23 protein-coding genes are annotated in these 22007 nt (G+C 61.7%); 13 read left to right on the plus strand and 10 right to left on the minus strand.

Going from position 1 to position 22007, the window contains the following annotated elements:
* Positions 1-13 precede the first annotated feature (13 nt).
* The gene (locus P3T24_RS09460) at positions 14-328 is read right to left on the minus strand and encodes a hypothetical protein (RefSeq protein WP_429404349.1); all 315 of its coding nucleotides are present in this window, start codon (positions 326-328) and stop codon (positions 14-16) included.
* A gap of 294 nt (positions 329-622) precedes the next feature.
* On the minus strand, positions 623-1963 hold the full coding sequence (locus P3T24_RS09465; RefSeq protein ID WP_429434042.1) for an LLM class flavin-dependent oxidoreductase: 1341 nt from the start codon (positions 1961-1963) through the stop codon (positions 623-625).
* A gap of 158 nt (positions 1964-2121) precedes the next feature.
* Between P3T24_RS09465 and P3T24_RS09470 the strand changes: the two genes are divergently transcribed.
* Positions 2122-2970, plus strand: coding sequence for a class I SAM-dependent methyltransferase (locus P3T24_RS09470; RefSeq protein ID WP_429434044.1), 849 nt, complete (start codon positions 2122-2124; stop codon positions 2968-2970).
* A gap of 150 nt (positions 2971-3120) precedes the next feature.
* Here P3T24_RS09470 and P3T24_RS09475 read toward each other — a convergent pair whose 3' ends face one another.
* Complete coding sequence (locus P3T24_RS09475; protein ID WP_429434046.1) at positions 3121-4098, minus strand: transcriptional regulator GcvA; 978 nt, start codon at positions 4096-4098, stop codon at positions 3121-3123.
* 157 nt (positions 4099-4255) lie between these two features.
* Here P3T24_RS09475 and P3T24_RS09480 point away from each other — a divergent pair, with 157 nt between their 5' ends.
* The 10 genes from P3T24_RS09480 (at position 4256) to P3T24_RS09525 (ending at position 12099) form a co-directional block, all read left to right on the plus strand.
* Complete coding sequence (locus P3T24_RS09480) at positions 4256-4540, plus strand: hypothetical protein (RefSeq protein WP_429434048.1); 285 nt, start codon at positions 4256-4258, stop codon at positions 4538-4540.
* Positions 4541-4587: 47 nt separating this feature from the next.
* Entirely contained in the window at positions 4588-5199 is a 612-nt protein-coding gene (gene gstA, locus P3T24_RS09485; RefSeq protein WP_429404328.1) for a glutathione transferase GstA, read from the plus strand.
* 49 nt (positions 5200-5248) lie between these two features.
* On the plus strand, positions 5249-5653 hold the full coding sequence (locus tag P3T24_RS09490; RefSeq protein WP_429404326.1) for a heme-binding protein: 405 nt from the start codon (positions 5249-5251) through the stop codon (positions 5651-5653).
* A 412-nt stretch (positions 5654-6065) separates the two neighbouring features.
* Positions 6066-7070 (plus strand): aliphatic sulfonate ABC transporter substrate-binding protein, encoded by a 1005-nt coding sequence (locus P3T24_RS09495; protein WP_429404324.1) that lies wholly within the window; start codon positions 6066-6068, stop codon positions 7068-7070.
* 8 nt (positions 7071-7078) lie between these two features.
* Positions 7079-8014: an ABC transporter permease gene (locus tag P3T24_RS09500; RefSeq protein WP_429434050.1), complete on the plus strand. Its 936-nt coding sequence runs from the start codon at positions 7079-7081 to the stop codon at positions 8012-8014.
* Positions 8011-8760, plus strand: coding sequence for an ABC transporter ATP-binding protein (locus P3T24_RS09505; RefSeq protein WP_429434052.1), 750 nt, complete (start codon positions 8011-8013; stop codon positions 8758-8760). Before P3T24_RS09500 ends, P3T24_RS09505 begins: the two co-directional genes overlap by 4 nt.
* 92 nt (positions 8761-8852) lie before the next feature.
* Entirely contained in the window at positions 8853-9716 is an 864-nt protein-coding gene (locus P3T24_RS09510; RefSeq protein WP_429434054.1) for a transporter substrate-binding domain-containing protein, read from the plus strand.
* A complete protein-coding gene (locus tag P3T24_RS09515; RefSeq protein ID WP_429404317.1) occupies positions 9713-10456 on the plus strand; it encodes an amino acid ABC transporter permease in 744 nt (247 codons plus the stop codon). Before P3T24_RS09510 ends, P3T24_RS09515 begins: the two co-directional genes overlap by 4 nt.
* Positions 10446-11252: an amino acid ABC transporter permease gene (locus tag P3T24_RS09520; RefSeq protein WP_429434057.1), complete on the plus strand. Its 807-nt coding sequence runs from the start codon at positions 10446-10448 to the stop codon at positions 11250-11252. Before P3T24_RS09515 ends, P3T24_RS09520 begins: the two co-directional genes overlap by 11 nt.
* Positions 11239-12099, plus strand: coding sequence for an amino acid ABC transporter ATP-binding protein (locus P3T24_RS09525; RefSeq protein WP_429434060.1), 861 nt, complete (start codon positions 11239-11241; stop codon positions 12097-12099). The genes P3T24_RS09520 and P3T24_RS09525 overlap by 14 nt, the downstream gene beginning before the upstream one ends.
* A gap of 89 nt (positions 12100-12188) precedes the next feature.
* Here the strand turns inward: P3T24_RS09525 and P3T24_RS09530 are convergent, their stop codons facing one another.
* From P3T24_RS09530 to P3T24_RS09560, 7 genes are all read right to left on the minus strand, one after another.
* Entirely contained in the window at positions 12189-13520 is a 1332-nt protein-coding gene (locus P3T24_RS09530; RefSeq protein ID WP_429434062.1) for an LLM class flavin-dependent oxidoreductase, read from the minus strand.
* A complete protein-coding gene (locus P3T24_RS09535; protein WP_429434065.1) occupies positions 13517-14890 on the minus strand; it encodes an MmgE/PrpD family protein in 1374 nt (457 codons plus the stop codon). Before P3T24_RS09535 ends, P3T24_RS09530 begins: the two co-directional genes overlap by 4 nt.
* Positions 14891-15198: 308 nt before the next feature.
* Positions 15199-15966, minus strand: a complete 768-nt coding sequence (locus tag P3T24_RS09540) for an amino acid ABC transporter ATP-binding protein (protein WP_429434068.1) — start codon at positions 15964-15966, stop codon at positions 15199-15201.
* A complete protein-coding gene (locus P3T24_RS09545) occupies positions 15963-16643 on the minus strand; it encodes an ABC transporter permease subunit (protein ID WP_074264050.1) in 681 nt (226 codons plus the stop codon). Before P3T24_RS09545 ends, P3T24_RS09540 begins: the two co-directional genes overlap by 4 nt.
* Before the next feature lie 20 nt (positions 16644-16663).
* The gene (locus tag P3T24_RS09550; protein ID WP_429404304.1) at positions 16664-17443 is read right to left on the minus strand and encodes an amino acid ABC transporter substrate-binding protein; all 780 of its coding nucleotides are present in this window, start codon (positions 17441-17443) and stop codon (positions 16664-16666) included.
* 175 nt (positions 17444-17618) lie between these two features.
* Positions 17619-18227, minus strand: a complete 609-nt coding sequence (locus P3T24_RS09555; protein ID WP_074264048.1) for an ANTAR domain-containing response regulator — start codon at positions 18225-18227, stop codon at positions 17619-17621.
* A complete protein-coding gene (locus tag P3T24_RS09560) occupies positions 18224-19390 on the minus strand; it encodes a transporter substrate-binding domain-containing protein (RefSeq protein ID WP_429288277.1) in 1167 nt (388 codons plus the stop codon). Before P3T24_RS09560 ends, P3T24_RS09555 begins: the two co-directional genes overlap by 4 nt.
* Before the next feature lie 429 nt (positions 19391-19819).
* On the opposite strand from P3T24_RS09560, the gene urtA reads away from it, so the two are divergent.
* On the plus strand, positions 19820-21013 hold the full coding sequence (urtA, locus tag P3T24_RS09565) for an urea ABC transporter substrate-binding protein (protein ID WP_074264046.1): 1194 nt from the start codon (positions 19820-19822) through the stop codon (positions 21011-21013).
* 90 nt (positions 21014-21103) lie between these two features.
* Entirely contained in the window at positions 21104-22006 is a 903-nt protein-coding gene (gene urtB, locus P3T24_RS09570; RefSeq protein ID WP_074264045.1) for an urea ABC transporter permease subunit UrtB, read from the plus strand.
* The last annotated feature ends 1 nt before the right edge of the window (position 22007 follow it).

Below are 22007 nucleotides of genomic sequence, written 5' to 3' on the forward strand. Positions count from 1 at the left end.
TGCGCACATACGCTCAGTTCGACGGGGCCACAGCGGTGCGCACGCCGGCGAGCGGCGCGCCGTACCCACCCGCCTCCACATTGTTCGGCAGTCCATTGGCCAGTTGCGCGCGCGGATCCACTGGGTTGAGGTTCATTTCACCGGCCTGCTGATTGCCGTGCGACGGATATTCGCTGCCCAGCGCCGCGTTCGGCATCAACTGCTTGCCGTTCTGAGGGGCATTCACATCGTCCTGCGGAGAAAGCCCCTGCGCGCCTGCTTGAGCCGCGACGCCCAACGCTGCCGCACACAATACGGCCTGCCAAAACTTCTTCGATGTTAGTTCCATGTTGCCTCCGACAAAGTGAAGTGGGTCGCGTACGCCGCATTGCCCGCAAGATTGCGCGCAAACATATCTGCAAACTCATCTGCCAAATTAGCTGCAGTAATTCGACCGGACCTTGTACCAGCATAGACGAGTCGCGATGCTCTTGCATGGCAGGACTGCCATGTACGCATCCTTTATACGCAGGCCGCACGCGGCTGGTTTCAGCCTTCGTGTTTCGCCCCTTCACTTCGTCTGAAAAGCCGTATGCGATTTACGTTTCACCTCCGTTTCAGGGGTGCCATCGGTAACCCACAGTCACGTGCGGAAAAACCGGTTCTCCGGCCGCGGCAGTCCAAGATTTCCGCGTAACGTTGCGCCTTCGTATTCACGCCGGAAGATGCCTCTGCGCTGCAACTCGGGAATCACCTTGTCGACGAAATCGTCGAGGCCGCCAGGCAGGTACGGGAACATCACGTTGAAACCATCCGAGCCTTCGCCGACCAGCCACGCCTCCATCTGATCGGCGATCATCGCGGGCGTGCCGACCATTTCCAGTCCTGAATAACCGCCGATGCGCTGCGCCAGTTGACGGATGGTGAGCTTGTCGCGCTCGGCCCATTCAACGACGCGCAATCGGCTCGTGCGACTCGCATTGCTCTCGGGAATTTCCGGCAGCGGACCATCTGGATCGAAGCCCGACACATCGTGTCCGAGTGCGATGGAAAGCGACGCGATCCCGCTGTCGTAATGCACGAATGTGTCCAGACGTGCGCGCTTTTCCAGCGCCTCATCGAGCGTGTCGCCTACCACCACGAACGCGGCCGGCAGAATCTTCATATGGTCACGCGAGCGCCCGAGTTTCTCCATGCGGCCTTTGACATCTGCGTAAAAGCGTTGACCGTCCGCAAGCGTCGTCTGAGCAGTGAAAACCGCCTCTGCCGTTTCGGCGGCGATCTGCCGTCCCGCTTCGGACGAACCGGCCTGGACGATCACAGGCCAGCCCTGCACCGGACGTGCAATGTTGAGCGGCCCGCGCACCGAATAGTATTCGCCCTTGTGGTCCAGCACATGCAGCTTGTCCGGATCGAAGAAGATGCCGGACTCGACGTCGCGAATCAGCGCATCGTCGGCCCAGCTGTCCCATAGTCCGGTGACGACATCGAAGAACTCGCGCGCGCGGCGATATCGTTCGTCATGCTCAACATGTTCTTCCAGACCAAAGTTGAGCGCGGCGTCCGGGTTCGAGGTGGTGACGAGATTCCAGCCCGCGCGGCCGCCGCTGATGTGATCGAGCGAGGCAAAGCGGCGCGCGACGTGATAAGGCGCGTCGAACGTCGTAGACCCCGTGGCGATCAGGCCGAGACGCTCGGTAACGGCGGCGAGCGCGGGCAACAAGGTCATCGGTTCGAACGAGGTGACCGTGTGACTGCGTTTGAGCGCCTCCACCGGCATGTTGAGCACGGCCAGATGATCGGCCATGAAAAACGCGTCGAAACGTCCACGCTCGAGTGTCTGTGCGAAGCGCTTCATGTGCGAGAAGTTGAAGTTGGCGTCGGGGTAGGCGCCCGGATAGCGCCATGCGCCGGTATGGATCGTCACAGGGCGCATGAAGGCGCCGAGGCGCAACTGGCGTGGCGGGCGTGGCTGGCTAGACATGCAGGACTCTCCGGTTGATCGGCTAACTGGCGAGTTACGATACGCCGAATCCACGGAACCTGCTGAAACCGCGCCCGCGTGCAAAGCGCGCCACAAACGCTTATCTTTACGCCTGTTGCCGTTTGCATTGCGGCCCACCCGAACCCATCACAGGCGCCATGACTCACCACTCCCATCCGATGCTTCGCACGCTGCGCAACACACTCGCCGGACTGACCGCCGCGCTGCTCGTTGCGGCCTGCGCGTGCGCCCCATCGAACGATAGCTCGCTAGCCTCGGCCGTCGCCGGCCCGCAGCGCAGCGACGCCGCGAAGGCGCGCGACGTCTATCGCCATCCGCAAGGCACGCTGCAGTTCTTCGAGATCGCGCCGACGCAAACGGTCCTCGAAATTGCGCCGGGTGGCGGCTGGTACACGGACATTCTCGCGCCCTACCTGCACGATCACGGCACGCTCTACGAGGCTGAATACGAAAGCCCGTCGCCGGCCGCCGCAGCGGAAGAGAAGGCAGGTGACGCCGCATTTGCCCGCAAGCTGGCGGCGACACCGGCCCTCTACGGCAAGGTCGTCGTCGGCACGCTGCAGGCGGGACAGTTCAATGGCTTCGAGGCGAACGGCAACGTCGACCGCGTTCTCACGTTCCGCAATATCCACAACTGGATCAAGGACGGCCAGATCGACGCCAACCTGCAAGCGTTCTACCGCGCGCTGAAGCCGGGTGGCATCCTCGGCGTCGAAGAGCATCGCGCGGCGCCGGGCACGTCGCTGCAACAGATGATCGACAGCGGCTATGTCACCGAAGCCTACGTGATCGAACATGCGCAGGCCGCCGGGTTCAAGCTGGCCGGCAGCAGCGAGATCAACAGCAATCCGCGCGACACCAAGGACTATCCGCACGGCGTCTGGTCCCTGCCGCCGACCTACGAGGGCGGCAGTGTCGATAAGGCGCGCTTTGCCGCGATTGGGGAATCGGATCGCATGACGTTGAGGTTCGTCAAGCCGAATTGATGACGCGCAGGAGGCCGGGCGGTGCGTGGTGGCAAAACGCATGGGTCCGGCGAATGGAAGGGGTTGCATCGGGAACGCCACGAAAATCGTCGTCCTGACGCCGATCAATACGGATAGTTCGCCGAAAATCGAATCGCGTTTCCGCTGATGTCATGCACGCACTTTCGCGACCTCAGCATCGCCAGGTTCAACTTCGTCGACAAAATCGGCAACATGATTGTCGGCCCGACTTTCTGCATGTCCGATCACGTCGGTAAGCCAGGAGCGCAACGCGACGACCTTCGCGCAGTTAGCGAGATCGCGCGGCGAGACGAGATAGAAGGCGCGATCGGTCGTGACCGACTTGCCGAACGGCGCGACCAGTCGGCCGGCGCGCAGGTCGTCCTCGACATAGGCGCGCCGGCCGATGCATACGCCCTGGCCGTCGGCAGCGGTCTGCATGGCCATCAGCGCGAGATCGAAAGTGAGGCGCGGGCCACCCGCCAGGTTGGCAGGCAGCCCGGCCGCCTCGAGCCAGATGCTCCAGTCGTTGCTGGTCACTCCGCTCACCTGCAGCAGCGTGTGATGGGCGAGATTGTCGATGCTTGTGAGCGGATGTTTGCCCGTCAGCAACTTCGGACTGCATACGGGGAAAATCTCATCGGCCATCAGCCAGTCGGCGCGCAGCCCTTTCCATTCACCGCTGCCGTAACGAATTGCCGTGTCGGCGCCGCCGACCACGAAATCGACGAGGTCGGTAGAGGCGCTTACGCGAATGTCGATCTCGGGATGCTCGAGACGAAACGAGCCCAGACGCGGCAGCAACCATTTTGACGCAAACGTGGCAAGTGTGGAAATGGTGAGCGTGTTGTTATTACAGCCCTCGAGCAATTGCTCGGTGGAAAAACGCAGTTGATCGAACGCAAGGCTCACACCTTGCAGATAGGCCTGCCCCGAGGCAGTCAGTTCGAGCCGCTCTTTGAAGCGGTGAAACAGGCGGATTCCCAGCTCATCCTCGAGACGCCGGACCTGATGGCTGATCGCCGTCTGTGTGACGTTCAGTTCGGAGGCCGCTTTCGTGAAACTCATATGACGCGCCGCACATTCAAATACTTTCAAACCGTTCAGTGATGGAAGTTTTCCCGCCATTGGATCGCACCGTGTACTGGGTAGCGGTAAAGAAACAGAGTTTTAGCAGCAGAGATTCGAACGGTATTAACCGGCTGTGGGCATATCAAAGTTTTCCGACAGAAAACATGTCACCCGGATGATTAAATCATCGAACCGGCGCACTGAAACCAGGCCCATGACAATTTCTCATATGGTAGCACGCAAGATGTCATTTGCCGAGAAGCTGGCTTCTTGCGATGCTTCGCGCCGTATCTCTGCCGTAAATTCCACCCGTAAGCAGCATATTCAATCGACGGATATACCAATGAATAATCTCAATAATATCGACATCGGCGCGTTGACTAAACCGAGGGCGCGTAATGCAGCAAGAATGGCAGAAATTAGCGGACCTCATTTTAATGCAGCATATGAGAAAGGATTGATGGGCGTATCGTGCCGCATGGGCACGATGCGCAGCTAACGCCGCTGCACCCGGCGCGTCTCAACGTCACAGAAGGATCCAAACTGATGAAACTCTACTTCGCTCCCAATGCATGCTCGCTCTCACCGCACATCGTCCTTCGCGAACTAGGCCTGCCGTTCGAGCTGATCCGCGTTAACAACAAGACCAAGCAGACCTCCGAGGGTCGCAGCTTCCTCGAAGTAAACCCGAAGGGTTATGTCGCCGCGCTCGTGCTCGACAACGGCGAGGTGCTGACCGAAGGCCCAGCAATCCTCCAATACCTGGCCGACCTGAAGCCCGAAGCGAAGCTCGCTCCGGCGAACGGCACCTGGGAACGCGTACGGCTCCAGGAAGTGCTGAATTTCGTCACTTCGGAAATCCACGCCGGATGCAGCCCACTGTTCAGCAGCGATATTCCCGAGAACGTGAAAGACATTATCAAGGAGAAGTTTTACAAGCGCCTGGATAACCTCGACGCCACGCTCTCGCACAAGGACTGCCTGCTTGGGGAGTTCGGCGTGGCGGACGCGTATCTGTACACGGTACTGACGTGGCTGCCGCACTTCTCGATCGACATCAAGCGCTGGCCGTCACTTGCACGCTTCATGGACCGCATTGGCGCACGCGCCGCGGTAAAGGCCGCGCTCGCCGCCGAAGAAGCAACAAGTCCCGTATAAAACCGCGCATTCAACTGCACATCCATTCCCTGACGACACCTCGATAACGATGAGAACCAAGACCGTACTGACCAACGACGACGTTAAAAATATTGCCGCTGCCGCCGAGCGGCACGCACTGGCCCGCAATTGGCCAGTGACGATCGTCATCTTCGACGACGGCGGCCATCTGCTGCACCTCAACCGGCTCGACGGCGCCACGCTCAGTTCGATCGAGATGGCGCTCGCGAAGGGCCGCACGGCTGCATTGGGCCGCCGCGAAAGCAAGTTCTATGAGGATCTTGTCAAGCAGGGGCGCGTCGCCTTCCTGAGTGCGCCGATGATGGGTTTCCTCGAAGGCGGCGTGCCAATCGTTGTTGCGGGCGAGGTCGTCGGTTCGGTCAGCGTATCGGGTGTGAAGTCGGAGGAAGACGCCGAGATCGCGCGTGCCGGAATCGCCGCGCTGGAAATCTGAGAGACTCGCTGAAGCGAGATCTGGCAAATCGTGAAGCACGACGAGGCAGGTGTTACGGCGCTCGTTCAATGCTGGGGGACTAGATGTCGCACCGCAAGCGCCCCTAGAACCAGTAAAGCAACCATCGTTCGAATTGCACGCATTTCCGGCGATCCAGTCAGTTCCGTGCTCACGAATCCAGCCAGTCCCGCGAAGCCAGCCAATTCCTCTTACCTGCGCCACCGGAGGTCACGCCGTCGACTTAACGCCAGTTCCGCCGCTTTAACGCCGGCAAACGCCGCCCCCACTCCGCCACGCATGCGATATCGCTGCCGCTGGTTTCCTTGTGATCTTTCGTTAGTTCGTAAAAGCAGCGTCTTTCATTACATTGATCGGTCTGTTCACACCGATCTCTGGAAACTGGGAGACCTAAATGAAGCGGTTCTTCGATCGTTCGTCGGCCCGGCTGGCCATGCTGCTGGCTGTGCTGACATCAGGCCTCGCGACGATGGCGACGGCCTATGCCGCGACCCCGCCGGAGATCCGCGTCGACTATGCGTACTACTCGCCGGAAAGTCTCGTCATCAAACGATATGGCTGGCTTGAAGACGAGTTCAAACCCGACCATGCGCAGATCAAATGGGTGTTGAGTCTCGGCAGCAACCGCGCGCTTGAATACCTGAACAGCGGTGCAATCGACATTGGCTCGACAGCAGGCCTTGCGGCCGTGCTTGGCAAGGCGAACGGCAATCCGATCCGGGCCGTTTATATCTTCTCGCGACCCGAATGGACCGCCCTGGTGGTGCGCAAGGACTCGCCGATCAAGACGCTCGCCGACCTGAAGGGCAAGAAGATCGCCGCCACCAAGGGCACCGATCCGTTCCTGTTCACGCTGCGTGCGCTCCATACGGTGGGGCTGACGCGCGACGACGTCGAGCTCGTGAACCTGCAGCATCCGGATGGGCGCACCGCGCTCGCGAACGGCCAGGTGGATGCATGGGCGGGTCTCGATCCGCATATGGCCGCCGCACAGATCGACGACGGTGACCGCCTGCTGTATCGCAACGTCGACTTCAACACATACGGCTTCCTGGACGCGCGCGAAGCGTTTCTTCAGCAATATCCCGAGACGGTTGCGCGCGTGCTGAAGGTCTACGAAAAGGCACGCGTGTGGATCATCGCGCATCCGGACGACGCCGCGCAAATCGTCGCAGACGAATCAAAGGTCTCGCTGCCGGTCGCAAAGCTGCAGTTGCAGCGCAACGATTTCAGCCACCCTGTTCCGGGCGCACAGCAGATTGAAGCGCTCAAGGCTGCAGCGCCGATTCTCGTTCAGGAGGACCTGGTAAAGCCCGGTACCGATCTGCCGCAGGTGATCGATGCACTGGTCGATTCGCAGGTCGCGCAGCCGGTGGTGACAGCGGCACGGGCTCAGTGAGTTTGACGATGGCGTCTGCTTCCAACGAATCGGTACCGTTCGACGTCGCTGCGGCGCAGAGGCTCACGGAGCCTGCGCTACCGTTGGCCGATGGGAATAGCGCGGACGCCGGCAACGACAACGCAAAGTCACGCGTGCCGCCGTCCCATGGCAGCCTGCGCCACTGGCATATCGCAGGTCTCGCACTACCCGTTGCGTTGCTCGTGCTGATCGAAATACTGGTGCGCACGAACGTCGTGCCGGATCATCTCCTGCCCGCGCCGAGCACGATTGCGCAGACGTTGTGGCAAATGGGTGCTACGCGCCTCACGCGTCATATTGCGGCCAGTACGCTGCGCGTGCTGGCGGGCTTCGGTATCGGCGCCACGCTCGCTTTAGTCCTCGGTGCCGCGATGGGCCTCAGCCGCCGCCTCGAAGCCCTGCTCGAGCCATGCTTTCAGGCACTGCGCTCGATTCCATCGCTGGCATGGGTGCCCGTGTTGCTGCTGTGGATGGGCATCGACGAGGCTCCCAAGATCACCTTGATTGCAATTGGCGCGTTCTTTCCCGTGCATCTGAGCGTGGTGGCGGGCATTCGCGGCGTCGATCGCAAGCTCGTCGAACTCGGCGCGATCTACCGGCTCACACCCGCCTCACTGTTCAGACGGATCCTCCTGCCCGCCGCGCTGCCGCAAATTTTTACGGGCTTGCGCACAGGCTTGAGCCTCGCATGGATGTTCATGGTCGCCGCCGAACTGATCGCGGCCACCCGCGGCCTCGGCTACATGTTGAGCGACGGCCGTGAAACCGGTCGCCCCGATCTGGTATTCGGCGCAATCATCCTGCTCGCCATACTCGGCAAGCTGAGCGACGGCGCCATGCGCTGGCTGGAAAACAGCGTGCTTGGCTGGCGCGATGCTTTCGACGCGTACAGCGATCAGGCACACGCGCGAGGGAAACGATGAGTAAATCCAGTCAATCGCCCCTGCTGGACGTGCATGTCGAAGCCAAGCACTACACCTCGCGGACGGTGCTCGATCATCTGTCGTTGCGCATCGGACATGGCGAGATTGTGAGCCTGGTCGGTCCCAGCGGCTGCGGCAAAAGTACGTTGCTGCGTATCGTCGCCGGACTGGACCGTCAGTATCACGGCGAAGTGCGTTTGAACGGTGTGCCATTGAGCGGACCTTCGTCGCAGATTGGCGTGATCTTCCAGGAGCCGCGTTTACTGCCGTGGCTGACGGTGGCCGATAACGTCGGCTTCGAGGCAGGTTCTGGCGGCGGACGCGAGCCGCGGGTGGGACAGTTGCTCGTCGAAGTGGGACTGGCAGGTCAAGGGGGCACGTTGCCGAAAGCGCTCTCGGGTGGCATGGCGCAGCGCGTCGCAATCGCTCGCGGATTGTTTTCGCAGCCCGATCTGCTGTTGCTCGACGAACCGTTTAGCGCGGTCGACGCGATGACGCGCATGCGCCTGCAGGCCTTGCTGTTGTCCGTAGTGCGAGCGCACGGCACAGCCGCCCTGCTCGTCACGCACGATCTGGACGAAGCCCTGTATCTAAGCGACCGCGTGCTGCTGATGGCGGCGGCGCCTGGGCGCATCGACCGCGAGTATCGCGTCACACGACCGCGGCCGCGCGACCGGCGCGATCCTGTGCTCACGGATCTGCGTGCGCAGTTGCTCGAACGGTTCGACGCCTTCGAAGCGGTCTAAAGCAATCCAAAGCGATTTGAAACAGGAAGCGGCGGGGCACGCCGCCATTCACAAGACCAACTCCTATGTCTAACCGTCTGACTTGCCACGCAATGAAACAACCTTCCTATCGGCTCTGGCTTCGCACCTTCGCACGGGGCACCGTAATCCGCACCACCCTTCTGCTTGCCGTCGCCCTCGGCGCGAGCGCCGCTCACGCCGACAGCACGCTAGACCGCATTCACGAACGCCACAAAATCGTGGTCGGCGTGATCCTGTCCGGACCGCCGTTCGGCTCGCTCGACCCAGCCACGCAAAAGCCGCTCGGCTTTAACGTCGACCTCGCTGAGAACCTCGCAAAACACCTTGGCGTGGACATCGAAATGATCCCTGTCCAACCATCCAATCGTGTGCAGTTCCTGCAGCAGGGAAAGGTCGACGCGCTGATCGCCAACATGGAAGTGACTGAGGAGCGCGCGCAGATTCTCGCGTATCCGCCCACACCGTTCGAGGAAATCGGCGGCGCGCTGATCACTCGCAAAGACAGCGGCATCAAGTCATGGAATGACCTGCGCGGCAAGGCCGTGTGCGTTTCGCAAGGCAGCAACTACACGAAACCGCTCGCCGAGCAGTACGGCGCACAGGTGAAGGCGTTCCGCGGCCAGCCCGAATCGCTGCTCGCATTGCGCGGCAACAACTGCGTAGCCGCAGTGCATGTCGCGCCGACCCTGCGCCTGCTGGTCGCACGCAATCCGGACTGGAAGGACTACACGATCCCCGTGTCGAGCGATCTGATCCCCTCGCCCTCGGTAATCTGGGTCCGCAAGGGTGAAACCGATACGCAGAACGCCTTCGAGAAAGTGGTCGAGGACTGGCATCGTTCGGGATGGCTGATCGATACCGAACGTAAAAACGGCATGCAGCCGTCGCAAGCAGTACTCGACCTGCACGCGAAATTCAAGGCACAACCGGCATGAGCCAAGGGCTGCCCGAACAGGCGGTCGCCGCACTCAACAAGTTTGGGCTCGACTACAGTTTCCTGCTCGCCGCCGACGAACGCGCGTCGTTCCTCCACGGCATGCTGGTAACGCTCGAACTTTCCGTGGTGACCGCCTTTTTCAGCCTGATAGCAGGCGTGCTGCTGGCTGCCATGCTGATCTCGCCACGCGCGGCGCTGGCCCGACCCGCGCGCATCTTCGTCGAGGTCACCCGCAACACGCCGACGCTAGTGCAACTCTTTTGCGCGTTCCTCGTGCTAAACATGTTGCTGAGTCAGGCGCTGCGTGAACTAGGTGGCAATCCGTTGACGCCGTTCATCTGGAGCGTCATTGTGATCGCACTGCATAAAGGTGCATTCCACGCGGAAGCGCTACGCGCCGGCATCGAAGCGGTGCCGCGCGCAACGCTCGAAGCCGCGCAATCGCTCGGCTACAGTCGCAGGCAACGGCTATGGAACGTGCAGTTGCCGCTCGCCGTGCGCTTCGCATTGCCGGCACTCGTCAACAACATGGTCGATCTGGTGAAGATGACCACCATCGCCTCGGCCATCGCAGTCGGCGACGTGACATATGCGTCTATCATGATCTGGACGCAGCGCGACAACGTGCTTGAACTGATGATTCTGATCCTGCTGTTCTTCGGCGCGCTGACGTACGTGGTCAACCGTGCGGGACGCTGGCTCGAAACCCGTCTGAGGATGCCCGGCTATGGCCACTGAGCCGTTCGCTCTCGATGCCGGAGGTGAACGCGGGCGCCGGCCGCGCGCGGTGGTCGCCGTTATCGTGGTGGGCGTGCTCCTCGCGCTGCTCGAACGCGAGCTTGCCGGCCACACCCACAACGTGACGCTGGCTGCGCTAGTCACGTGGGCCCCTGCACTCATCAAGTCCTTGTGGGTCAACGTCGAAATCAGTCTGCTGGCTATCGCGCTCGGCACCCTGACGGGACTCGCGCTCGGGCCACTGCTGCTGTCGCCGCTGCGTATCGTGCGCGTGCCGGCCCGCATCTACGTGCAGGTGTTTCGCAACGGGCCGCTGCTTGTGCTGATCTACTTCTCGACCTATGTGTTTCCGTTCGAGATTGCGCTCGGCCATCACACCCTGCCATTTCCCGACTGGTTCAAGGTGACGCTCGGCCTCGCGTTGCCGGCGAGCGCCAACGTGGCCGAGATTTTCCGCGGCGCGATCCAGTCGATTCCGCACGCTCAGTGGGACGCCGCGCGTTCGCTCGCCTTCCGCCGTGCCCAGGTGTTCCGCTGGATCATTCTGCCGCAGTGCGTCAAACGCATGCTGCCGCCGTGGATGAACCTGTACGCGAGCATCACGATGGGCACTGCGCTCGCCTCGCTGGTCGGCGTGCACGATCTGCTCGATACCGCTCAGGTCGCGAGCAATACGGTTGCGCGCGCCGACTTCACGGTGCTGGTCTACTTCACCGTACTGGGGCTCTTCTTTGTCTACTGCTACCCGATTGCGCGCTTCACGCGACGCCTCGAAAAACGCTATGCATTCCGTTGATCCCTCCTCCACAACGAGCGCTGCTGCGCGCCCACTCGTCAGCCTGCGCAACGTACACCTCGCGTTCGGCGTAAATCCGGTGCTCAACGGTATCGATCTTGACGTATTCCGTGGCCAGGCCGTTTCGATCATCGGCCCGTCGGGCTCCGGCAAGTCCACTATCCTGCGCTGTATTACCGGCCTGCTCAAACCGCAAAGCGGCAGCATCGAGGTAGACGGTACGCGCGTCGATCAACTCAATTCGGAGCGCGACGAAATTGAACTGCGCAAGCGCGTGGGTTTTGTGTTTCAGCAGTACAACCTGTTTCCGCATCTGAGCGTGCTGGACAATCTGGTGACGGCACCCGTGCGTATCCTGCGCCGCGACAAGGCGGACGCTACGCGCGCGGCCTACGATCTGCTCGAGAAGGTGCGGCTAGCCGACAAGGCCCACGCCTATCCGGGCGAACTGTCGGGCGGCCAGCAACAGCGGGTGGCCATCGCGAGGGCACTCGCCATGCAACCGGATCTGATCCTGTTCGACGAAGTCACGTCGGCGCTCGATCCCGAGACGGTAGGCGAAGTGCTGACCGTGATCCGCGATCTGGTGAGGGACGGCATGACCTGCGTGCTGGTGACGCATGAAATGCGCTTTGCGGAGGAAGTCAGCGATGCGGTGTACTTCACGGAGGCCGGCGTAATCGTCGAACATGGTCCCGCGCAGCGCCTGTTCCGTGAGCCGGCAAGTCCGCGCACCCGGGCGTTCCTGACGCGTTCGCTGACGGCCGCAAACGACCAGCGCAACGCAGCGCGCTACGACGCGGCGCGTGGGACGATCCCGCTCGATCTGCGTAAGTTCGCTATCTGATGTGATGACGGCCGCGCAGGGGACGCGGCGTATCTGGCATCTCATGCGCACACGCATGTGGCCACATTCTTCGTTACCCGAACTAACGATCAGCGCGCCGCGTAACGACTCGCAGGCCGCGTCAGTCCCAGATGGTCCCGCAGCGTCGTGCCTGAATACTCCGTGCGGAACAGGCCACGCCGCTGCAACTCCGGCACCACCAGTTCGACAAAGTCATCGAGGCCACCCGGGAAATACGGCGGCATGATGTTGAAACCATCCGCACCTTCGCCGACGAACCATTCTTCCAGCGCATCCGCGACCTGGGTCGGCGTGCCCCATACGATGCGATGTCCGCGCGCGCCCGCCACCAGGTGATACAACTCACGTAGCGTCAGGTTTTCGCGGCGTGCGAGGTCGGTTAGCAACTTCGCACGGCTTTTCAGTTGCTCCGATTCCGGCAGCTCCGGCAATGGACCGTCGAGCGGAAACTTCGAGACATCGTGACCGAGACGATCGGACAGCAGCGTCAAGGCACCCGACGTATCGGTCCACTGCTGCAACTGGGCATACTTGTCCTTCGCTTCCTGCTCGGTTCTGCCGATCACCGGGAACACGCCTGGCATCACATGCAGTTGCTCACCTTCGCGGCCGAACTTCGCTAGCCTGCCCTTGAGGTCGCGATAGAAGATGCGTGCCTCGTCGAGGGTCTGCTGCGCGGTGAACACTACCTCCGCGGTGCGCGCGGCCAGATCCTGCCCTGGACCCGAGGAGCCCGCCTGAATCACTACGGGGTGACCTTGCGGAGGACGCGATGCGTTCAACGGGCCTTTCACCGAGAAGAAGCGGCCCTCGTGAGCGAGCGTATGCACCTTGGTGGGATCGAAGTAGACGCCGCTTGCCTTGTCGCGCACGAGCGCATCGTCGTCCCAGCTATCCCACAGACCCTTGACCACGTCGACGAATTCACCGGCCATCTCGTACCGCAACGCGTGATCCGGATGATTGCCGCGCGTGAAGTTTGCGGCGGTCCGGTCGTACGAGGTGGTCACGACATTCCATGCGGCACGGCCCTGGCTCAGATGATCGAGCGAGGCAAAGGCACGCGCCACGTGATATGGCTCGCTATACGTCGTCGACGCGGTGGCGGCGAGGCCGATGTGCCGCGTGCCCATCGCAAGCGCCGACAGCAGACACAGCGGCTCGATGCGCATCGCCATCGACGGATGCGCATCCGGCCCGCTCGTCAGGCCGTCAGCGAGAAACACCATATCGAACTTCGCGCGTTCGGCGGTCTGAGTGATCCGCTGCATCAACGCGAGGTTTTCGCTGCCGGCCTGCGCGTCGGGATGACGCCAGCCCGCGACGTGGTGACCTGCGCCCTGAATGAAGAGTCCAAGGCGCATCTGGCGCTTTGCGGCTGTGGTGTGAAGGGTACTCATGCTTTGATCTTTGCAAACGTTTCGAAAATGAAGGCGAGTTCGTCCGCGCTCTGCATCGTGTCTACCACGGCTGGCAGCGTGGCGAATCCGGCGTGCTGGTCGACCGCATCCGCGAATTTGGCGGGGAGGTCTCCGGCGCTATAGAGCCGGTCGGTTTTATGGCTGAGCACGGTGCCGTTCTTCAATGTGATCGCGACGGTGGAGAAACGCGTCGACGGATCGGTCGAAGCGCGTGGCGCAGTCTCGTCGTGGGTACGCGACACGCGTGCTGCCAGCGCCGTCAATTCAGCGCGTACCGGCACGTCAGCGAAGGTGGCGACACCCGCCCCGCCATCCGTCAATACAGCGGCCACCGCGTATTCGACGCTGAAGCGCGCTTCGAGACCGGTCGACGGTAGCTCGCCTGATAGTGGCGTATCGCCGCCGGGGGGGAAGGTCACGACCACGCGCTCGATATCCCGCGGTGTCAGTCGATGCGCGGCGCGCAGCGTCAAGGCCGCATGCACGGCATAGTGCGTGGCCGTGCAGCACGGCCACGGCTTGAAGTAGAGCCCCGGCGCGACAATCTGCCAGGGCGTACCCCAGCCTTCCAGCACCCTTTCAGGCTGCGCTGCGCCGGCTCCGAACACGGAGAAGAAGCCGGTTGGGCCATCCAGAGCACCGGGAGAGCCGTGCAAACCGGCGGCGGCGAGTTGCGCTGCCAGCAGCCCGGCGCGGGCGGCCTGTCCCGCGTGCAGGGGTTTCGCTTCACTGCCGAATTGCAGACGCAGGCCAGCCGATTGCGTCGCGGCAAGCCCCAATGCGTTTTCGATCGCCTCGGCATCCAGCCGCAGCAGGAACGACGACGCCGCCGCGGCGCCTAGCGTGCCAAGCGTCGCGGTGTTGTGAAAGCCCTGCTCGTAGTGGCGGCTGCCGAGCGCCAGACCGAGCCGCGCCATCGTCTCGACGCCTACCACGTAGGCGGCCAGCACCTCGTTTGCGCTGCTGCGCTGCGTCTGCGCCAGCGCAAACAGCGCCGGTAGCAGGACCGTGCTGGGATGGCCACGCACGCTGCTGTGCACGTCGTCGTAGTCGAGCGCGTGGCCCGCATAGCCGTTGAGCAAGGCTGCATCGAGTGTGCTGACGCTTGCCGGGTAGCCGATCACAGCGGCCTCGCCGCGACTGCCCGCACCGATCACCGCCAGCAGCTTGCGATAACCGGCATCGTCCGCGCCCGCGAAGGCGGCAGCAAGAAAGTCGAGCACACCGAGCCGCGCGGCAGCGATTGCTTCGGTGGAATCAGCGGGTGAGGTACTGGTAATGGCCAGTGCGAGGCGGCGGGTTACGTTGCCGTCAGATTCAGGAGGGGTCAATGTGGATAGGCTGGACATATCGGACAGTGGAGACCTGCAGAGCGCACCGCGGACCCGGCGGCGTTTCCGTTGCCAGAAGACCAACCGGATTCGAGCAGCACGACGAGAAGCATGCGGCACGAGCGTTTAAACGCCCATCGCCAGCATACGGCTATGAGTCGGATGCTAGCGAACGGCGCCGCCTGTCACAAACAAGATTTCCCGCTTTCGATATCGCGTTTACAGCGATGCTGCAACGGAGGCGTCCGCAGCGCCGTTCGGCCAATCCTTGTGCCGTTGTCGGAGGGGCAGGTCACGCCGGCCAGGTGGAGCAGTACGCGCGCGCTTCACTCCACCCAGGCATCCGGCAAATGCTGCGTCAGTGTCGACACAAAGCGCGCCGTCTCCGCCTCGCGAGGCTGCGTAAAGATCTGCCGCGATGCGCCCGCCTCCACCACGACGCCGTTATTCAGAAACACCACGTCCCGTGCTATGGATGCCGCCAGACGCAGATCATGCGTCGCCATCAGCATCGTCATGCCCTCGCTGGCGAGCTGCCTCAGCACCTCGACCACTTCGGCGGCCAGGCCCGGATCGAGCGCGGAGGTCGGCTCGTCGCACAACAACACCTCCGGCGACGGCGCCAGCGCCCGCGCAATCGCGACACGCTGCTGCTGCCCGCCCGACAGCGTGGCGGGCCACGCATCCGCCTTATGCGCAATGCCGACCTTCGTCAATAGTTCATGCGCCCGCTCGCGCGCCCGTGCCCTGTCCCACTTCTGCACCGTCAGCAGTCCTTCCATCACGTTCTGGATGACCGTCAAATGCGGGAACAACTGGAAGTTCTGAAACACCATGCCCGTGCGGCGCCGGATCGCCAGCACGGCGTCGCGCGCGGGCTTTTGTTCGCGGCTAAATTCGAGCCGCTGGTTACCGAGTTCGAGTGCACCACCCTCGGGAATCTCCAGCAGGTTCACGCAGCGCAATAGCGTGCTCTTGCCGCTGCCCGACGGGCCGATCAAGGCGGTGACGTTGCCGGAGGCAAGCGTCAGATCGACCTTGCTCAACACGCGGTGTTCGCCAAAGAACTTCTCGATCTGTTCGAGCTTGATCATCCGTTACCTGCCTGGAACAATGCATGGCGGCCGAACCGCTGCTCGAGTTTCACTTGCGCCGACGACAACACCGAACTGATCACCAGATAAACGAGTGCCGCCTCCGAGTACAGAATCAGCGGCTCATAGGTAACCGCGGCGATGCGTTGCGCGGCCTGAAACACCTCGGGCACGGTCAGCACGGCCGCAAGCGAAGTGTCCTTGACGAGCGAGATAAACGAATTGGACAACGGCGGCAGCGCAACCCGCGCCGCCTGCGGCAGGATCGCGCGGCGCAGCGCTTCGCCGCGCGTCATCCCCATCGAATAGGCGGCTTCCCACTGCCCTTTCGGAATCGATTCGATCACTCCGCGGATCACTTCGGAGTTGTACGCACCGACATTCAACGAGAAACCGATGATGGCCGCCGTCAACGGGTCAAGCACGATCCCGACATTCGGCAGTCCGTAAAAGATCACGAACAGTTGCACCAGCAACGGCGAGCCGCGAATCAGCCAGACATAGAAACGCACGATCGACACTGCCCAGCGTGGGCCAAACAGGCGGATCAGGGCGGCGGCGAACGCCAGCAGCAATCCGAGCGCGAACGAAGCGAGCGTGAGCGGCACAGTAAACACGAGCCCCGCGTAGACGAGGGGCCACAGCGACTGCGCCATCAGATGCAACCAGGCTGGCATGATTCAGACCGTCCCGGCGCTTACTGGGAGACGTCCTTGCCGAAATACTTCGCTGAGATCTTCGCGTAGGTGCCATCCGCCTTGATGTCGGCCAGCGCCTTGTCGATGGCGGCCACCAGTGCCGGATCGCCCTTGCGCAGCAGCACGGCCGACTGGTCCGCGTCACTCGAATTGTCCGTGGCAACGACCTTCACCTGCGCATCCGGCTTGTGCTTCTTGAAGTCGAGGAACGACAGCGAATCGTTGACGGTCGCGTCCACGCGGCCCGAGGTCAGCAGATCGATCGATTCGTTAAAGCCCTGCACGGGCACCACATCGGCGCCATGATCCTTGGCGATCTTGCCGAAATTGCTGGTTAACGTGTTGGCCGATTTTTTACCCTTCAGGTCATCGAATGTCTTGATCGTCGTATTGTCCGTGCGCACGATCAGCACCGCGCGGGTGGTAATGTACGGCGTCGAGAAATCGTATTTGGCCTTGCGTGCATCCGTCACCGAGACTTCGTTGATCACCGCGTCGTAGCGGTTCACGTCGAGGCCGGCAATCAGACCGTCCCACTTGCCTTCGACAAACTCCGGCTTAACGCCGAGACGCTGTGCGATTGCAGTCGCGATATCCACGTCGAAGCCCGTCAGCTTGCCCGATTCGTCGTGGTACGTGAACGGCGCGTAGGTGCCTTCCGTGCCAACCTTGAATACACCGGCCGACTTGATCTGGGCGAGTTCGTCCGCAGCGAACGCAGACGTGACGCTCACGGCCTGCAGCAGTGCAATCAGCAGAATGGAACGAATCGATTTCATGAGAAGGTGCTCCGTAGGTATTGGTATGGAGATTCAGTGCTGCCCGGCTAGCCACCTCGGCAGAGTGGGCGGACTGTAGCAAAGCGCCTCCATTTCTACAAAGCATCAAGTTTCCGAAGAATATGCGCCATGGTGATAAGCCGCACAGCCACGCGCTGCGGGGGTTTGGCGCATGTCAGAAGCGCAGCACCTCATCGGCCTTGATGATCGCTTCGGCGATCGTTTCGATGTGCTCGCGCTTGACCATGGCTTGCGAGCGCAACAGGTCGTAGGCCTCCTGCTCGGAGAGATTACGGGTTTCCATCAGGATGGTCTTGGCGCGCTGGATCTGCCGTTGCTCGGCAAGCTTGTCCTCGACGCGCTGTATATAGCGCTCCATTTGCAGGCGATTGCGGTGCTGGTTCAGCGTGACGGCAATCGCCGTCAGCAGGCCGAACGAACGCACCGGCGACGGCACCACGCAATACGCGCCCAATTGCATGACCGCCTCGATGATGATCGGATTCTCGTAACTGACGACGGGAATCACCGGCGGCGCGTTCTTCGCGTTCATCCACGGCAGGCTGACCGAGAGTGTCTCCGGACGGACGGCGAGAAACACGACGTCGGTCGCATCGGGCAACGTGTCGACCGCGGGCCAGATCATCTGAACCTTGCAGCCGATGCGGCACAGTTGTCCAAGCAGCTCTTCGCCGTCCTGATCCTGAGGATGAATGGCCAGCACGCTGAGCGAGCGGATATCGCGAAGCGCCTGAGGGGTACGGGAAGACGAGCGCTGCTTCATGACCGCACCTCGTCGGGGCCACCATGTGGGGCTGCCTCATCGACCAGCGAGTGCGAAATGACAAACGGGTCCGCGCGCGTCCACCCCGGCGAATCGCTCAGGATATCGAACTGGCCATGCCGGTTCAGGCGCCCGATTCGAGGATGCAGATAGGTGTGGTGATTGTGTTCGTCGATCCGGATACGCCCCTGCGGCGCATTCAGCTCGAGCCCCGGCAACGTCTTGAGCAAGGCGTTGGTGTCGTCGCCACCGGTAATGCGCATCGCGTTGGCGAGCACGTGCATCTGAAAGTAAGCGGCCTCCCAGCACATGTCGGTGACGACGCCATCGCCGAAGCGCCGGTGATAGTTGGCGAGGCAACGCTGATTGACCGGATCGCTCACCGATTGAAAGTAGGTCGCCGCAGTGATGTGCCCTTCGCCAAGCGCGGCGCCCATCGCCGCCACTTCCGTTTCACTGGTTGTCAGGCTCGCAATCGGGGTCTTGTAAGGATCGAGACCCGCCTCCGCAAACGCGCGATACATGTGCGAGATCCCGCTGCCCACCACGGTCGAAAAGACGAAGTCGGGCGCCTGCGCCGCGATCTTCTTCGCTACGCTCAGATAGCTGGACCAGCCGGCATCGAGAGGCAGATAGATTTCTTCGAGCTTCTCGCCGCCGCGCTCGAACACGAGATCGCTCATGATGCGATTCGACTCGTAAGGGTAAATGTAATCCGAGCCGACCATGAACACACGAGATCCGAATTGCCCGAGCATATAGTCCGCGAGCGGCAGACTGTTCTGGTTCGGTGCGGCGCCGGTGTAAATCACATTGCGGCTGTACTCGAATCCTTCATAGAGTGTCGGGTAGAACAGCAAGGCATTGTGCCGCTCGACGATTGGAATCACCGCCTTGCGCGTGCTCGACATATAGCAACCCACCACGACGCGAATCTGTTCCTCGACGATCAACTGCTGGATAAGCGCGGCATAACGGGCCGGCGTCGAAGCGGGATCGCGAAACACCAGTTGCAACTCACGGCCATTGATGCCGCCGGCAAGGTTGATTTCCTCGGCCGCCAGAATCGTTGCGCGCTGCTGCGACAACTCGATCGGAGCGGTCACGCCGGACGAGGAGAACAGCACGCCGACCTTGATCGGCCCATTCGATGATGAGGTCATATTTCAGCCAGAAAGTGACGGCAGGTTGAGCGGCCCACCAGCGCGCAGCGTTGTGCACGACTCCGGTTCCATGCACGGGCATTGTGCGCGTTCACACCAGCTTGGGGAACACGCGGCACGGCAAAACGATGAAGCCGGAAAGACGATCACTGCCTGCGAGCTGACGGTAATGTACCGAACCAAAAGGCGTTGCGCGTGAATTGCGTGCTTGAGGACGCCTGGAAATTTGCGCACACAACACCGATGGCACAGCTTTTGCGTTATCGCTGCTCGTGATCGAGTGTGAAGCCGAGACCTGCACCCTCGATCCTAACGAGTTTCGTTGTGCGAGACAAAGGCGTCTTGCATGACACCGGCCAAAAAAGCCCGAAAACCAGCTAACCGCTGGTTTCGGGCTTTTTTTTGTCTTCAACTTTTGTGAAGGGCGCCATGAAGAACAATAGACGTGACTTTTTGAAGACCGCGATCGCCACTGCCGCTGCCGGCGCCATCCCGGGCTCGCTGATGCTGGCCTCGCGTGCTGCCTCGGCGGCAGACCCGGTGAAGGTCGGCATCCTGCATTCGTTGACTGGGACAGTCGCGATTGCCGAAGCACACGTGGTCGATGCCGAGAAACTCGCGATCGACGAAATCAACGCCGCGGGCGGCGTGCTAGGCCGCCCGATCCAGCCCATCGTCGAAGACGGCGCCAGCGATTGGCCAACCTTCGCCGAGAAGGCTCAAAAGCTGGTGGAAAGCGACAAGGTCGCCGCCGTGTTCGGCTGCTACACATCGGCCTCGCGCAAGGCCGTGTTGCCCGTGTTCGAACGCTATAACGGTCTGCTCTACTATCCGACGTACTACGAAGGACTCGAGATGTCGAAGAACATCATGTACACGGGTCAGGAGGCCACGCAATCGGTGATACCGGCCGTCAACTGGCTCGCCAAAAACAAGGGCAAAAAGTTCTACCTGATCGGTTCGGACTACATCTGGCCGCGCACCACCAACCGTATCGCGCATCCGACCATTGCGAAGGCAGGCGGCACCGTCGTGGGCGAAGACTACTTCCCCCTCGGCACGGTCGAGTTCTCGTCGGTTATCAACAAGATCAAGGCCGCCAAGCCCGACGTGATTCTCTCGACGATCGTCGGCGGCTCGAATGTGGCGTTCTACAAGCAGCTGAACTCGGTCGGCATCACCGGCCAGAACCAGCCGATCATGGCGCTCGCCGTGACCGAAGAGGAAGCCATCGGTATCGGCCGCGACAACCTGACCGGCGTGCTCTCGTGCATGGGCTACTTCCAGAGCGTGCAGAACCCGGTGAACGCGAAGTTCGTCCCGGCGTTCAAGGCGAAGTACGGCGCGGACCGCGTGATCGGCGACACGATGGAAGCCGCCTATACCTCCGTGTACCTGTGGAAGCTCGCGGCGGAAAAGGCCAAAAGCTTCGACGTGGAAAAGGTGGTCGCGGCGTCGTCGAATCTCGGCTGGGATGCACCGGAAGGACAGATCCATTTCCACGTCAGCAATCATCACCTGTGGAAGCACGCACGAATCGGCGCCTTCAAACCCGACGGACAGGTCGACATTCTGTACGAGTCGCCGCTGATCGAGCCGAACCCGTTCCCGAAACTGGGCTAAGGAAAGGCTCGTGCATTACCCGGGCGACGATGGGCATGCTAACCCATCGCGCCTTGTCTTCCAGGCATCCTTTCCGGCAAAAGAACTGCGATGACTCTCGATACTTTTCTAACCCAGGTCTTCAACGGCCTGTCGCTCTTCACGGTGCTGGCACTGATGGCAATCGGTCTTGCGATCGTGTTCGGCCTGATGGGCGTGATCAACATGGCGCACGGCGAGCTGATGGCGCTCGGTGCGTACATGACCTATCTGACTTCGATCGTGTTCGCCCGCTATCTGCCTTCGCTGATGGGCGCGTATTTTCTGGTCGGGATCGTGGTGGCGTTCGTGGTGACGGGCGCGGTCGGCTTTGTGCTGGAACGCGCGATGATCCGCTTTCTCTACCACCGGCCGCTCGACACCATGCTGGCCACCTGGGGCTTGTCGCTGGTACTGCAGCAACTCTACCGGCAGGTATTCGGCCCTATCGATGTGAGCGTGCCCACCGTGACGTGGCTGCAGGGCGCATGGAATCCGACACCCGGTATGGCGATTCCGCTCTCGCGCATCTTTATCATCGGTCTCACGCTGGCGGTGGCGCTCGCGGTGTACCTGTTTCTGTTTCGCAGCCGCTGGGGCCTGCGGATCCGCTCCGTGATGCAGAACCGCGCGATGGCAGGCGCCGCCGGCATCAACACCGAACGCGTGGACGCCGTCACCTTCGCGGTGGGCTGCGGCCTCGCTGGCATTGCTGGCAGCGCCCTCACGATGCTCGCCTCGACCGGTCCGGTCACCGGGCAGCAATACATTGTGGACACCTTCATCGTGGTGGTGTTCGGCGGCGTCGAGAGCCTTGTCGGTACCTTCCTCTCGGCGTTCTCGATCGGACAGTTGCAATCGATGTTCGAACTGGTCCTGAGCGGTTCGATGGCGAAAGCGGCCATTTTGCTGCTGGTGATCGTCGCACTGTATTTCCGGCCCAACGGGCTCTTCGCACTCAAGGTTCGCCGCTAAC

It is taken from the genome of Paraburkholderia sp. GAS33 (assembly GCF_050436645.1).
Classification (GTDB): Bacteria; Pseudomonadota; Gammaproteobacteria; order Burkholderiales; family Burkholderiaceae; genus Paraburkholderia; species Paraburkholderia phenazinium_B.

What these genes read in the sequence shown, in the direction of transcription:
- urtB (WP_074264045.1), top strand. Translation starts at nt 21,104, where the DNA reads ATGACTCTCGATACTTTTCTAACCCAGGTCTTCAACGGCCTGTCGCTC.
- P3T24_RS09510 (WP_429434054.1), top strand. Translation starts at nt 8,853, where the DNA reads ATGAAACAACCTTCCTATCGGCTCTGGCTTCGCACCTTCGCACGGGGC.
- P3T24_RS09520 (WP_429434057.1), top strand. Translation starts at nt 10,446, where the DNA reads ATGGCCACTGAGCCGTTCGCTCTCGATGCCGGAGGTGAACGCGGGCGC.
- P3T24_RS09470 (WP_429434044.1), top strand. Translation starts at nt 2,122, where the DNA reads ATGACTCACCACTCCCATCCGATGCTTCGCACGCTGCGCAACACACTC.
- P3T24_RS09555 (WP_074264048.1), bottom strand. Translation starts at nt 18,227, where the DNA reads ATGAAGCAGCGCTCGTCTTCCCGTACCCCTCAGGCGCTTCGCGATATC.
- P3T24_RS09460 (WP_429404349.1), bottom strand. Translation starts at nt 328, where the DNA reads ATGGAACTAACATCGAAGAAGTTTTGGCAGGCCGTATTGTGTGCGGCA.
- P3T24_RS09550 (WP_429404304.1), bottom strand. Translation starts at nt 17,443, where the DNA reads ATGAAATCGATTCGTTCCATTCTGCTGATTGCACTGCTGCAGGCCGTG.
- gstA (WP_429404328.1), top strand. Translation starts at nt 4,588, where the DNA reads ATGAAACTCTACTTCGCTCCCAATGCATGCTCGCTCTCACCGCACATC.
- P3T24_RS09505 (WP_429434052.1), top strand. Translation starts at nt 8,011, where the DNA reads ATGAGTAAATCCAGTCAATCGCCCCTGCTGGACGTGCATGTCGAAGCC.
- P3T24_RS09465 (WP_429434042.1), bottom strand. Translation starts at nt 1,963, where the DNA reads ATGTCTAGCCAGCCACGCCCGCCACGCCAGTTGCGCCTCGGCGCCTTC.
- P3T24_RS09525 (WP_429434060.1), top strand. Translation starts at nt 11,239, where the DNA reads ATGCATTCCGTTGATCCCTCCTCCACAACGAGCGCTGCTGCGCGCCCA.
- P3T24_RS09530 (WP_429434062.1), bottom strand. Translation starts at nt 13,520, where the DNA reads ATGAGTACCCTTCACACCACAGCCGCAAAGCGCCAGATGCGCCTTGGA.
- P3T24_RS09490 (WP_429404326.1), top strand. Translation starts at nt 5,249, where the DNA reads ATGAGAACCAAGACCGTACTGACCAACGACGACGTTAAAAATATTGCC.
- P3T24_RS09535 (WP_429434065.1), bottom strand. Translation starts at nt 14,890, where the DNA reads ATGTCCAGCCTATCCACATTGACCCCTCCTGAATCTGACGGCAACGTA.
- P3T24_RS09480 (WP_429434048.1), top strand. Translation starts at nt 4,256, where the DNA reads ATGACAATTTCTCATATGGTAGCACGCAAGATGTCATTTGCCGAGAAG.
- P3T24_RS09495 (WP_429404324.1), top strand. Translation starts at nt 6,066, where the DNA reads ATGAAGCGGTTCTTCGATCGTTCGTCGGCCCGGCTGGCCATGCTGCTG.
- urtA (WP_074264046.1), top strand. Translation starts at nt 19,820, where the DNA reads ATGAAGAACAATAGACGTGACTTTTTGAAGACCGCGATCGCCACTGCC.
- P3T24_RS09475 (WP_429434046.1), bottom strand. Translation starts at nt 4,098, where the DNA reads ATGGCGGGAAAACTTCCATCACTGAACGGTTTGAAAGTATTTGAATGT.
- P3T24_RS09560 (WP_429288277.1), bottom strand. Translation starts at nt 19,390, where the DNA reads ATGACCTCATCATCGAATGGGCCGATCAAGGTCGGCGTGCTGTTCTCC.
- P3T24_RS09545 (WP_074264050.1), bottom strand. Translation starts at nt 16,643, where the DNA reads ATGCCAGCCTGGTTGCATCTGATGGCGCAGTCGCTGTGGCCCCTCGTC.
- P3T24_RS09515 (WP_429404317.1), top strand. Translation starts at nt 9,713, where the DNA reads ATGAGCCAAGGGCTGCCCGAACAGGCGGTCGCCGCACTCAACAAGTTT.
- P3T24_RS09500 (WP_429434050.1), top strand. Translation starts at nt 7,079, where the DNA reads ATGGCGTCTGCTTCCAACGAATCGGTACCGTTCGACGTCGCTGCGGCG.
- P3T24_RS09540 (WP_429434068.1), bottom strand. Translation starts at nt 15,966, where the DNA reads ATGATCAAGCTCGAACAGATCGAGAAGTTCTTTGGCGAACACCGCGTG.